This window comes from Promicromonospora vindobonensis, from assembly GCF_042685865.1.
Taxonomy (GTDB): domain Bacteria; phylum Actinomycetota; class Actinomycetes; order Actinomycetales; family Cellulomonadaceae; genus Promicromonospora; species Promicromonospora vindobonensis.
The window spans coordinates 1,705,937-1,717,842 of the sequence record NZ_JBHUOG010000001.1 but is presented as its reverse complement, the minus strand read 5'-3'; the positions used below and the strand labels follow the sequence as shown (position 1 = coordinate 1,717,842).

Below are 11,906 nucleotides of genomic sequence, written 5' to 3'. Positions count from 1 at the left end.
CGTCGCCGAGTGGGAGACAATGTCGCTCGTGGCCATCCGGAACGTCCGATTCGTCCCACACCATCGTCCTGCCTCCGCTGCAGCTCTGCTCGCGGTGGCTGCCCTCGTCCTCGCCGGGTGCACGGTGCCGACCGCCGAGGGCGTCGACGGCAAGACGGGGGAGAACTTCCAGGTCCGTGAACCGTCCGGGCCTGCGTTGGTGCTCGACTCGACCGACCCGGCCGAGCTCGCCCTCACCGCGAGCCAGGCGTTCTTCCACGCCTCACCGGTCGTCGTGCTCGCTTCGGCCGACGACGCCGACGCGCGCTCGACGGCCGCGGCCACCGGAGCCGCCGTCACCGCTCCCGTGCTGCTCACCGACGGCGGCGTCTCGGACATCAACATCGCCGCCGAGCTGACGCGGCTCGGCGCGAGCAGCGTCGTCGTCATCGGTGACGAGGAGGCTGTCGCCGAGGCAGGGGCAGCCACGGGCGAGGCGGCCGTGGTCGGCTTCGATCCGGGTGCGCTGAGCGCGGCCGCTGAGGCGGCGGCGTCGGCCGGTCGCGGCGGCGGCGGTGACAAGAAGGAGAACGAGGTCAAGGTCGAGATGCCGACCGCAGACCGTCTCGACGCCGCCGACGTCGACGGGCTGCGTGCGGAGATCCCTGACGTCGCCGACCCGCGCCTGCTGCAGGAGGTCCTGGTCGCGGTGGACCCGAAGCTGGGCCAGGAGGCAGCGATCGGCACCGCGCTCGCCGCCGGCGCGGTCCCGGTCGAGGTGCCGGGCGGCAGTGTCGCGGCCAGCGCGGAGACGGTCGAGACGATCCGCACGCTCAAGCCGCTCGGCGTGGTGGGGATCGGCGACGGGTTCGGCTCGGCGGACGCGCTGGGCTGGCAGGTGGGCGTTGCGACGTCGGGCGCGACGCTGCCGGACGGCTCGCTCCGCCTGTTCCCCGGCCGGTACGTGTCGACGTCGTACGCGGTGCCCGCCGGCGTGGCCGACCCGGCCGCCGACGCTGCCCGGGCGGTGGACGCCGCCTCCATCAACGGCGAGCTGCTGGGCGGCACGCCGCTGGTCACGGTGATGGCGAGCCTGCGGTCCACCGAGGCGGGGGAGGACGGCGACTACGTCGCCGAGCAGCCGCTGGAGAGGATCACGCCGGCGGTCGAGGCGATCCGCGAGGCCGGGCAGCTCGTGCTGCTCGACGTCGCGCCGGGCAACCAGCCCTTGGTCGAGCAGCTCGACGACCTCGAGCCACTGCTCTCGCAGCCGGGCATCGGCCTGTCGGTGCACCCGGAGTTCCGGGTGGCGGGCAACGGCGCGGACCCGGGCGCCGTACCCGTGGCGGAGCTGCAGGCGGTGGTCGACCGGCTCGCCGCGATCGCGACGAAGCAGGGCCTGCCGCAGGTCATGCTGGAGGTGCACCAGTCCACGGCGGCGTCCGTGGTCGACCGGGCGAAGCTGCAGGTTCCGCCGCAGGTGGCGGTGATCTTCACGGCCGCAGGGCCCAGCGCGGGCCAGGCCACGGCCGGCGGAGTCTGGGCCGACGTCGCCGCCGACATCCCCGCACACACGTTCCTCGGCTGGTCCGCGCCGAGCGAGGTCCCCGCCGACCCCACGAGCATCATGCCCACCGAACCGCTCCTCGGCCTGGTCTCCGCTGGCTGAACCTGCCAAACTGCGGGCAACCATCGCGAGCGAAGGGGCCCCTAACAATCGTGACCACCGTGAGCACCGGAGCGGCCGTCGTCGCCGACGCCGTCATCCCAGCACCTGTCGAGCTCGAACGGGCCGAGGGGGTGCTGGACCTCAGAACCGTCACCGTTGACGCTCCTGACGGCGTGCTCGCGCGCCTCGCCGGAGACCTCCTCGCCACCGCGGGTGTGGCCGTCGTGCCGGCGTCCCAGGACCTCGACGCCGACCCGCGGCGCCGCGAGGACGTCTCAGGGAGCGGCCGCGCCGCGCAGGTCGTCCTGACCCCGGACCCCGCAGCGGGCCCAGCGGGCTCCCAGAACCCCGAGCGCTACACACTCACGGTGACTGCGGACGGCGTGACCGTCGCGGCACCCGAGCGGGCCGGGCTGCTGCACGGGGTGCGGACGCTGCGGCAGCTGATCAATGCGGGCCGCCATGGTGCGGTCCTGCTGGGCGGGAGCGAGCCGGGCGTCGACGAGCAGGCGGGCCGCGGGGAGACGGGCGGACCGCTCGCTGTGGGCGCCGTCGTCGTGCGGGACGAGCCGCGATACCCGTGGCGCGGGCTCTCGCTGGACGTGGTGCGCCACTGGTTCGGGCCGGCGGACCTGCGTGCCGTCGTCGACCTCGTCGGCTCGTACAAGATGAACCGCCTGCACCTGCACCTGTCGGACGACCAGGGCTGGCGGCTGGAGATCCCGTCCCGGCCGGCGCTCACGGAGAAGTCGTCGCAGGGCGCGGTGGAGGGGGCAGCCGGCGGGTTCCTCAGCACCGACGAGTACCGCGAGCTGCAGGAGTACGCGGCAGAGCGGGAGATCGTGATCGTGCCGGAGATCGACGTCCCCGGACACGTCAACGCGGCGACCCACGCCTACGGCGAGCTCACCCCGTCGGGCGAGCCCACCGACACCTACGACGGCATCGAGGTCGGCTTCTCGAAGCTGCACATCGGCCTGCCCGGTACCGAGCCGTTCCTGCGGGACGTGTTCACCGACGTCGCGCGCATGACGCTGGGGCCATGGGTGCACTTCGGCGGTGACGAGGTGCTGGTGATGCAGCCCGAGGAGTTCGGCCGTTTCGTGACGCTGTGCCAGGAGATCGTCGCGGGCGCGGGCAAGACGCCCGTCGCCTGGCAGGAGGCCGCCGGCTCCGCGCACGGCGACCAGGCGGCGGTGGCGGCGCTGGCGGGCGAGGCCGCTGTGCCCGGCGCGAAGCCGGGCGACACCGGGGCCGCCGAGGACGAGGCGCCTGCGCTCGTCCGGCCTGGCACCGTCCTGCAGTACTGGGACACCCGGCCGGACCCTGCACCGTTCCTCCGTGCCGCGCAGGCGGGCGCGACGTTCGTGATGTCGCCCGCCACCCGGGCCTACCTCGACATGAAGTACACGCCGGAGCACCCGCTGGGCCAGCAGTGGGCGGCGTTCGTCGAGCTGCACGACTCCTACGACTGGGACCCGGCGACCCTCATCGAAGGACTGCCCGAGTCGGCGATCGAGGGGGTCTCGGCGGCGGTCTGGACCGAGACCCTGCCCAACCGCGACGACCTCTTCTCGATGCTGCTGCCCCGGCTCGCCGCGGTGGCGGAGACGGCCTGGTCGCGGCCGGGGGACAAGGACTGGGAGTCGTTCCGGAGCCGGGTCGCGGTCGAGGCCGCCACCTGGCGCCGCGAGGGCGCCCGATACCACCCCACCCCTCAGATCGACTGGTAGCCCTTGCTCAACGGGCGGGGCGGGCGGCCAGGGCCGCCGCGTACAGGTCGCGCTTGGGGACGCCCGCGGCCTCCGCGACCTCGGCCACCGCGGCCTTGAGCCGCTCGCCCTGGGTGACGCGGTCCAGGACCTCTCCCACCAGGTCCGCCACGCTGGCCTGCACCGCGGGCGCCCCGCTCACGACGACGCAGATCTCGCCGCGGAGCTGCGCAGCGGCCGCCCGCTCGGCGAGTTCGGCGAGCGGGCCGCGCAGCACCTCCTCGTAGGTCTTGGTGAGCTCGCGCGCGACGGCGGCCGGCCGGGTCTCCCCGAACGCCGACGCCATGGCGCTCAGGGTCTCGGCGATCCGGTGCGGTGCCTCGAAGAACACCATCGTGCGCGGCTCCATGGCGAGCGCGGAGAGCGTCCGGGCACGGTCACCGGCCTTGCGGGGCACGAAGCCCTCGAACGTGAACCGGTCGGTCGGCAGGCCGGAGAGCGCCAGCGCCGTCAGGACGGCACTCGGCCCTGGTGCTGCGGTGACCCGCAGGTCGCGTTCGATGGCGCGCTCCACGATGCGGTACCCGGGGTCGGACACGGACGGCATCCCCGCGTCGGTCACGACCACCACGGTGCCGCCCCCGGCGACGACGTCGAGCAGCTCGTCCGCCCGGGCCGTCTCGTTGTGCTCGTGATAGCTGGTGACCTTGCCGCGCACCTGGACACCCAGCCGCCCGGCCAGACCGTGCAGCCGGCGGGTGTCCTCGGCGGCCACCACGTCGGCGTCGGACAGCAGGCGGATGAGCCGGGGTGAGGCGTCCTCCGTGTTGCCGATGGGGGTGGCGGCCAGGACGAGGGAGCCGGCCTCGGGCGCGGGCCCGGGAACCGGGGACGGGTCGGTCATGAACCACAGGGTCCCACGCTCTATGCTGGCCCGGTGTCTCAGCAGCCTGACGCCACAGGAGCGCATTTCGCCGCAGCGCAGCAGGCTCTGCCCGGAACGTACGGCGCCCACGTGCGCAGAGAAGCGGTCGCCGGCAAGATGACGCGCACCGGGTCCTTTCCCGCCGTCGGGCGCGCTCCGAGGCCGGAGCTCTCCGTCCGCGACCGGCTCCTGCGCGACCTGCTGGGTGAGCGGCGTCTCGCGCTCGGGCGGAGGACCTCGGACCGGTTCTGGGCCCTGTTCGGCGCGCTCCTCGTGACGGCTGTCGCCGCGGGCGCGCGGCTGTGGGAGCTCGGCCGCCCGGGCAAGCTGGTCTTCGACGAGACGTACTACGTCAAGGAGGGCTGGTCGCTCGCCAGCCTCGGCTTCGAGGCCGCCTGGCCGGACGAGCCGAACCCGGCCTTCGAGGCCGGCGACGTCAGCTCGTACAAGACCGACGAGGCCGAGTACGTGGTCCACCCGTCTGTCGGCAAGTGGATGATCGCCATCGGGATGCGCCTCATGGGCGGAGCCGAGAACCCCATGGCGTGGCGCATCGCGAGCGCCGTCATCGGTGTTCTCGCCGTGCTGCTCCTGGTACGGATCGCGCGCCGGCTCTTCTCGTCGACCCTGCTGGGGCTCGTCGCGGGGCTGCTGCTCGCGGTCGACGGCGAGGCGATCGTGCACTCGCGCACCGGGTTGCTGGACCAGTTCCTCATGTTCTGGGTGCTCGTGGCGTTCGGCTGCCTGGTGCTGGACCGCGAGTGGGCCCGACGGCGGCTCGCGGACCGCGTGGCGCAGATCGTCGAGGCGGGCGGGGCGATCGGGAAGTACGGTCCGCGCATCGGGTTCCGTGGCTGGCGGTTCGCTGCGGCGGTGTCGCTGGGCCTCGCGTGCGGCGTCAAGTGGTCGGGTCTGTACTTCGTCGCGGCGTTCTGCGTGCTCACGGTCGTCTGGGACATGACGGCGCGCCGCACCGCAGGCGTCGAGCGCTGGTGGGAGGACGCCCTGGTGGTCGACGCCGTCCCGGCCGCGCTGATCATGCTGCCGACGGTGGCCGCCGTGTACGTCGCGTCGTGGTCGGCGTGGTTCGCGCACCCCAAGTCGTACCTGCGGGACTGGGCGGCCGTGAACGGTGTGGCGCCGCCGGGCTGGTGGCCGGACTGGGGCTGGGCGCAGGGAGCGTGGGAGGCCGGCCGGTCGCTGGGGGAGTACCACCGCATGATGTGGGACTTCCACACCGGCCTGAGCTCGGACCACAACTACGCGTCGCACCCGCTGGGCTGGATCGTGCAGTGGCGGCCGACGTCGTTCTACTGGGACAAGTACGCCCCCGGCCAGGGCCCGTGTCCCACCGACGCGGCCGGCGACTGCGCGACCGCGGTGACGTCGCTCGGCAACCCGCTGCTGTGGTGGCTGGGCGCGCTGGCGATCCCGGTGGTGCTGGTGCTCGCGATCCGGTTCCGCGACTGGCGGGGCGCCGCGGCCCTGACGGGGATCGCGGCAGGGTGGCTGCCCTGGTTCCAGTACTCCTGGCCCCTGGCGGACCGGACCATCTTCACGTTCTACACGATCGTGTTCACGCCGTTCGTGATCCTGACGCTCGTCTACCTGCTCGCGGTCGGGCTCGAACGCACGTCACGCAGGAGCGGGGACCGGCGCATCGTGTGCTGGCTGGCGGGCGTGCTCGTGGTGCTGATCGTGGGTGTGAGCGTGCTCTACTACCCGATCTGGACCGCGATGCCGGTGCCGTACGAGTACTGGCAGCGGCTGATGCTGCTCCCGAGCTGGATCTAGCCGCGCGTGCCAGGAGCAGGGTGACCCGTGCTCCTGACCGGTCAGAGGGTGGCGGAGACCCGCAGCTCCACGCCGGCCGCGGTGAGCTCCTGGTGCGCTGTGCGGCCCTGCTCCGGCGACACGGGGATCGTCAGGTCGGTCAGCACGCGGGCGGACAGGCCGGCGCGGCGGGCGTCGAGCGCCGTGTGCTTCACGCAGTGGGACTCGACGAGTCCGACGACGTCGACAGCGGTCACCCCGGCGTCGGCCAGGATGGTCGCGAGGCTGCGGCCGTGCTCGTCCGCTCCGTCGAAGCCGGAGTACCCGTGCGAGTACTGGCCCTTCTTGAGCTGGGCGTCGGGGGCGAGATCGGCCAGCGCGGGATGCAGCTCGGCGTTGGGGGAGCCGGCGATGCCGTGCGGCGGCCACGAGTCGACGAAGTCCGGGTTCTCGCTGAAGTGGTCACCTGGGTCGATGTGCCAGTCCTGCGTGGTCAGCACCGTCGCGTACCGGTCGCGGTGGGCCGCCGTGTACGCGGCCACGCGGTGCGCTATCTCGTTGGCGCCCTCGGTGGCGAGCTCACCCCCCTCGCAGAACGTCGGCTGCACGTCGACGACGACGAGGGCCCGAACGGCTGCTGGCTCGACAAGGCTCATGCCTCCACTCTGCCACTGGGGCCGGGGGAACGGCAGCAGGGTGTGGTCGGTAGTTCGTCACATGATCGGCAGCCCGGGACTGCCGATCACCTGACCAACTGCCGACCACCCACGGCCGCACGGTGCTTGGATGGGGGCGTGGATACGTTTGTGTGTGTTGCCCGGGTGCTCGGAGTGGCACTGCTGGTCTCGGGCTGTACCGGCTCGCCGGAACCGGGCGTCGTGTCGCCGAGCCCTACCGCCTCGGCGAGCGCGCCGTCGCCCGGCGCGGATCCCTGGGACGGACCGGTGACGGCCGACGTCGAGGTGGTCGCCCAGGAGCTTCCGGTCCCGTGGGGCATGGCGCCGCTGCCGGGCGAGCGGTTTCTCGTCACCATGCGCGACGACGTGACGCTCGCCGTGGTGCACCCGAGCGGCGACGTCGAGCCGGTGGCCGCGTCCGGGGGAGTGCAGGAGCTCGCCGACCAGACGGTGGCCGACGGCGAGGGCGGGCTCCTGGGGGTGGCCGTGGACCCGGAGGACACCGGGCCGCTGTTCACCGTGTTCCTGTACCGCACGGGAGAGCAGGACAACGCCGTCCTGCGTGCGGAGCTGGATCTCGACGGCATGGTGCTGCGCGACCTCACGACCGTCCTTGACGGCATCCCGAAGTCGTCCAACCACAACGGCGGCCGGATCGCGCTCGGGCCGGACGGTTACCTGTACGTCGCCACCGGCGATGCCGGCGACACGGCCAACGCGCAGGACCCGGAGTCGCTGGGCGGCAAGATCCTGCGCGTCACGCCCGACGGCGAGCCGGCACCCGGCAACCCCGACGAGGGCTCGCCGGTGTGGTCGTCGGGCCACCGCAACGTGCAGGGTCTCGGCTGGGACGCGAGCGGCCGGATGTTCGCCAGCGAGTTCGGCCAGGACCAGCTCGACGAGCTCAACGTGATCGAGCCGGGCGGCAACTACGGCTGGCCCGAGGTCGAGGGCCCCGGCGAGGGCGGTGACCAGTCCGGGTTCACGGACCCGGTCGCGTGGTGGCCGACGTCGGAGGCCTCTCCGTCGGGCATCGCTGTCACCGAGGAGGCCGTGTACCTCGCGTCGCTCCGCGGGGAGCGGCTCTGGCGTGTGCCGCTGCTCGGGGAGCCGTCGGCCGTGGCGGACGGGGAGAGCCAGGGGTTCGGGGAGCCCCACGCCCTGCTCGAGGGCGAGTTCGGCCGGCTCAGGGCGGTCCACGCGGTGCCCGACGGCGAGCTGTACGTGCTCACGAACAACACGGACGGCCGGGGCGAGCCGAGGACGGAGGACGGCCGGCCGGTCGACGACCGGCTGCTGCGCGTCCGGCTGACGCCGCCGGAATGACCCCCGGAAAGAGTACTCGCCGAACAGTTGCAGACGACTAGGGCTGTGGATAATCTGGTCGGCGAGAGCGGGCCTCGTCGTAGGCTCGAAGCATGGTCGAGTCGAGCCCGGGAGGGGTGAACAGGATGTCCGCAGAACCCGGCGCGCACCGGACGGTGCCGCGCGGCTATGTCTATGCCGACCACATTCCGTACGTCACCCCGGACTCCCTGGACGATCTGCGGGGGCCGACGTCGGGGGTGGTCACCGTGGGGCCGCACATCGATACGAGCATGAACCCGGTGTACGAGGTCTCGAACCCGAGGCGGGCACGCGAGCTGTACAGCGCGACCGTTCGTGACGGATCTGTCGTCGACCAGGTACGGATCCTGGATCGACGGCTCCTGTTGTGGCTGTGGCCCCAGCTGGGTCTGCCGACCAGGTGCCGGGCGATCTGGGAGCAGAAGTTCCCCGAGCTCGCGGCGCGTTCCAGAGCGGCACGAGTCGCCTGATGCTCCTGTTCCACGAGCGCCTCGCCCGGATCGGGCTCGAGGCGCTGGAGAGTTATGGCTTCGTGCTTGCCGGCGGTTACGCGATCTCGACCAACGGCATCGGCGATCGACCGTCGGCGGACGTCGATCTGTTCACCAATGTCTACGAGCCAAGCCTCTTCGAGGTCTCCGTCGCCAAGCTGCGAGCGGCGTTCCTGAGCGCGGGCATGTCCGTGCACGACAACCGGATCGGCCGGACCTTCGCCGACTTCAGTGTGACCGACGACGCGACCCAGGAGACGAGCTCGATCCAGATCGGGGTGAACTACCGGGAGTTCGCCCCGGCGACGTTCGAGATCGGCCCAGTGCTCGACGTCCGTGATGCGGTGGCGGGGAAGATGAGCGCGCTCTGGTCGCGTGGCGAGACACGTGACTTCATCGACATCGATGCTGTGGTGCGCTCGGGACGGTTCTCGCGGGACGACGTGCTCGCCTACGAGGTCGGCGCGCACTGGCGACACGAGATCATCGACAACTTCCTCGACTGGGCCGACGAGATCGATCCCGTCGTCGTCCGCTGAGCCCTGCGGCCCGAACGGTGGCGTGGCCACCCAACCACAGCCACCGGCGTAATCCGCTGGGCCCTGGCTCTAGGATTGGGGAGAGTTTTCCCGTCCTTACGAATTGGAGCATCCAGCGATGGCTCGCCACCTTGTCACCAGTGCGCTTCCGTACATCAACGGCATCAAGCACCTGGGGAACATGGTCGGGTCGATGCTCCCGGCCGACGTCTATTCGCGCTACCTGCGTCAACGTGGTCACGACGTGCTGTACATCTGCGCCACCGACGAGCACGGCACGCCGGCGGAGCTCGCCGCGGCCAAGGCCGGGCAGCCCGTCGCGGAGTTCTGCGCCCAGGCGTACGAGACGCAGAAGGAGATCTACGACGGATTCGGCCTGACGTTCGACTACTTCGGGCGCAGCTCGTCGCAGCAGAACGCGGAGATCACGCAGCACTTCGCGCGGCGCCTGCACGAGAACGGGTTCATCGAGGAGCGCGCCGTCCGGCAGGTGTACTCGCCCGTCGACGGGCGGTTCCTGCCCGACCGTTACGTCGAGGGCACCTGCCCCTACTGCGGCTACGACAAGGCACGCGGCGACCAGTGCGAGAACTGCACCCGCGTGCTGGACCCGACCGACCTGATCAACCCGCGCTCGGCGATCAGCGGCTCCACCGAGATCGAGGTGCGCGAGACGACGCACCTGTTCCTGCTGCAGTCGAAGCTGCAGGGCGAGGTCGAGGCGTGGATCGACGAGAACAGCAAGGAGTGGCCGCTGCTGTCGACGTCGATCGCGCGCAAGTGGCTCGCCGAGGGGCTGCACGACCGGGCCATCACCCGCGACCTGGAGTGGGGCGTGCCGGTCCCCGCCGACACGTGGCCGGAGCTCGCGGCTGCGGGCAAGGTCTTCTACGTCTGGTTCGACGCCCCGATCGAGTACATCGGTGCCACGAAGGAGTGGGCGGACGCCGCCGTCGACGGTGAGACCAGGGACTGGAAGTCCTGGTGGTACGAGGCCACCGACGTCCGCTACACGCAGTTCATGGCCAAGGACAACGTCCCGTTCCACACGGTGATGTTCCCCGCGACGCAGCTCGGCGTCCGCGAGCCGTGGACCATGGTCGACTTCGTCAAGGGCTTCAGCTGGCTCAACTACTACGGCGGCAAGTTCTCGACGTCCCAGCAGCGCGGTGTCTTCACGGACGCGGCCCTGGAGATCCTGCCGGCCGACTACTGGCGCTACTACCTGATCGCCAACGCCCCGGAGTCGGACGACTCCTCGTTCACCTGGGAGCACTTCGCCGGCACGGTGAACAAGGATCTCGCGGACACGCTCGGCAACTTCGTGAACCGGGTACTGACGTTCTCGGCCAAGCGGTTCGGCGACACGGTTCCAGCGGGTGGCGTGCCGGGCGAGGCCGAGGAGAAGCTCGGGGCCGAGGTCGCCCGTCTCCTGGTCGAGCTCGAGGAGCACATGGAGGCCCTCCAGTACCGCAAGGCGACGAACGCCCTGCGGGCGCTGTGGTCGGCGGGCAACGCGTATCTCGTCGAGAAGGAGCCGTGGAAGCAGGTCAAGACCGACGAGGACGCCGCGGCGCTGAGCCTGCGCACCGCGATGAACCTGATCCACCTGTACGCAGTGGTGTCCGAGCCGTTCATCCCGGCGAGCGCGGCAACCCTGCGCGGGGTGTTCGCGCTCGACGCCGACACCGCCACCTGGATCACGCCCGAGGCGGCGACATCGCTCGACACCGTGCCCGCAGGGGCGAGCTTCGCCGTGCCGCCGGTGCTGTTCGCCAAGATCAGCGACGAGGACCTGGAAGGCTTCCGCGAGCGTTTCGGCGCCGGGCCGGTGGACTGACCGGGCGATGGCGAAGCGCACGCGCGAGCGCGGATTTCCGGCCGACCCGGAGCCGCTGCCCGTCCCGGTCGTGGACAACCACACCCACCTCGACCACATCGCGGGGGTCCTGCCCGCCGTCGCGCCGGACGGCGAGCCGTCGGGTCAGGCCTGGCCGCCGACGGTCGCCGACCACCTCGCCCGCGCGGCGGCAGCGGGCGTGGACCGGATGGTCCAGGTGGGCTGCGACCTCCCGTCGGCCCGCTGGACCGACACCCTCCTCACTCAACAAGGGGCGCGGGTGGTGGGCGCCGTTGCCATACACCCCAACGAGGCGACCCTGCACGCCGGGGTCGACGAGGTGGGGCCGGACGGGCTCACACCCGAGTTCGAGGAGCACCATGCCGTGGGGCTCGGCGACGCGATCGCCGAGATCGCGGGCCTCGCCAAGGGCAACGACCGCATCCGCGCGATCGGCGAGACGGGTATGGACCTGTTCCGCACGGGCCCGCGTGGCGAACGAGCTCAGCGGGAGAGCTTCCGCACGCACATCGCCCTGGCCAAGGAGCTCGGGCTGGCCCTGCAGATCCACGACCGGGACGCGCACGCCCAGGTCATCGAGGTCCTGCTGGCCGACGGCGCCCCCGAGCGCACCGTCTTCCACTGCTTCAGTGGTGACGCCGAGATGGCTCGTGTCTGCGCCGAGAACGGCTGGTACCTGTCGTTCGCCGGGCCGGTGACGTTCAAGGCCAACCACGATCTGCGCGAGGCCCTGACCGCGGCGCCGCGGGAGCTGATCCTGCTGGAGACCGATGCCCCGTACCTCACGCCGCACCCGTTCCGTGGGCAGCCGAACGCCCCGTTCGCCGCGGCCCACACGGTCCGCTTCATGGCGGCTCACCTCGAAGAAGACCTCGAAACGCTGAGTGCGGACATTGCCGTGAACTCGGAGCGCGTCTACGGCAGCTGGTGAGA

Annotated in this window: 10 protein-coding genes; 8 read left to right on the top strand and 2 right to left on the bottom strand. The window is 71.6% G+C overall.

All coding sequences use genetic code 11. The annotated features are described in order from the left end of the window. The first annotated feature begins 28 nt into the window (after positions 1-28). Both ACFS27_RS07715 and ACFS27_RS07710 read left to right on the top strand, forming a co-directional pair. Positions 29-1,648, top strand: coding sequence for a hypothetical protein (locus ACFS27_RS07715; protein ID WP_377181615.1), 1,620 nt, complete (start codon positions 29-31; stop codon positions 1,646-1,648). A 59-nt stretch (positions 1,649-1,707) separates the two neighbouring features. Next, positions 1,708-3,381 carry a family 20 glycosylhydrolase gene (locus tag ACFS27_RS07710; RefSeq protein WP_377181613.1) on the top strand — a complete coding sequence of 558 codons (1,674 nt, stop codon included), beginning with the start codon at positions 1,708-1,710 and terminating at the stop codon, positions 3,379-3,381. A 7-nt stretch (positions 3,382-3,388) separates the two neighbouring features. Here the strand turns inward: ACFS27_RS07710 and rsmI are convergent, their stop codons facing one another. After that, positions 3,389-4,264 (bottom strand): 16S rRNA (cytidine(1402)-2'-O)-methyltransferase, encoded by an 876-nt coding sequence (gene rsmI, locus ACFS27_RS07705; RefSeq protein WP_377181611.1) that lies wholly within the window; start codon positions 4,262-4,264, stop codon positions 3,389-3,391. Positions 4,265-4,297: 33 nt separating this feature from the next. Here rsmI and ACFS27_RS07700 point away from each other — a divergent pair, with 33 nt between their 5' ends. Then, a complete protein-coding gene (locus tag ACFS27_RS07700) occupies positions 4,298-6,079 on the top strand; it encodes a dolichyl-phosphate-mannose--protein mannosyltransferase (protein ID WP_377181609.1) in 1,782 nt (593 codons plus the stop codon). Positions 6,080-6,120: 41 nt separating this feature from the next. Here ACFS27_RS07700 and ACFS27_RS07695 read toward each other — a convergent pair whose 3' ends face one another. Then, a complete protein-coding gene (locus ACFS27_RS07695; RefSeq protein ID WP_377181607.1) occupies positions 6,121-6,714 on the bottom strand; it encodes an isochorismatase family protein in 594 nt (197 codons plus the stop codon). Between the two features lie 138 nt (positions 6,715-6,852). On the opposite strand from ACFS27_RS07695, the gene ACFS27_RS07690 reads away from it, so the two are divergent. From ACFS27_RS07690 to ACFS27_RS07670, 5 genes are all read left to right on the top strand, one after another. Further along, positions 6,853-8,061 carry a PQQ-dependent sugar dehydrogenase gene (locus ACFS27_RS07690; RefSeq protein WP_377181604.1) on the top strand — a complete coding sequence of 403 codons (1,209 nt, stop codon included), beginning with the start codon at positions 6,853-6,855 and terminating at the stop codon, positions 8,059-8,061. 125 nt (positions 8,062-8,186) lie between these two features. Beyond that, positions 8,187-8,552: a hypothetical protein gene (locus ACFS27_RS07685; protein WP_377181601.1), complete on the top strand. Its 366-nt coding sequence runs from the start codon at positions 8,187-8,189 to the stop codon at positions 8,550-8,552. Continuing rightward, complete coding sequence (locus ACFS27_RS07680; RefSeq protein WP_377181599.1) at positions 8,552-9,112, top strand: nucleotidyl transferase AbiEii/AbiGii toxin family protein; 561 nt, start codon at positions 8,552-8,554, stop codon at positions 9,110-9,112. The genes ACFS27_RS07685 and ACFS27_RS07680 overlap by 1 nt, the downstream gene beginning before the upstream one ends. 118 nt (positions 9,113-9,230) lie before the next feature. Then, positions 9,231-10,952, top strand: a complete 1,722-nt coding sequence (metG, locus tag ACFS27_RS07675) for a methionine--tRNA ligase (RefSeq protein WP_377181597.1) — start codon at positions 9,231-9,233, stop codon at positions 10,950-10,952. A gap of 7 nt (positions 10,953-10,959) precedes the next feature. Continuing rightward, entirely contained in the window at positions 10,960-11,904 is a 945-nt protein-coding gene (locus tag ACFS27_RS07670; protein WP_377181594.1) for a TatD family hydrolase, read from the top strand. The last annotated feature ends 2 nt before the right edge of the window (positions 11,905-11,906 follow it).

Bases quoted from the DNA above. Each gene is read 5' to 3' on its own strand.
- metG (WP_377181597.1), top strand. From the start codon at position 9,231: ATGGCTCGCCACCTTGTCACCAGTGCGCTTCCGTACATCAACGGCATC.
- rsmI (WP_377181611.1), bottom strand. From the start codon at position 4,264: ATGACCGACCCGTCCCCGGTTCCCGGGCCCGCGCCCGAGGCCGGCTCC.
- ACFS27_RS07695 (WP_377181607.1), bottom strand. From the start codon at position 6,714: ATGAGCCTTGTCGAGCCAGCAGCCGTTCGGGCCCTCGTCGTCGTCGAC.
- ACFS27_RS07670 (WP_377181594.1), top strand. From the start codon at position 10,960: ATGGCGAAGCGCACGCGCGAGCGCGGATTTCCGGCCGACCCGGAGCCG.
- ACFS27_RS07680 (WP_377181599.1), top strand. From the start codon at position 8,552: ATGCTCCTGTTCCACGAGCGCCTCGCCCGGATCGGGCTCGAGGCGCTG.
- ACFS27_RS07685 (WP_377181601.1), top strand. From the start codon at position 8,187: ATGTCCGCAGAACCCGGCGCGCACCGGACGGTGCCGCGCGGCTATGTC.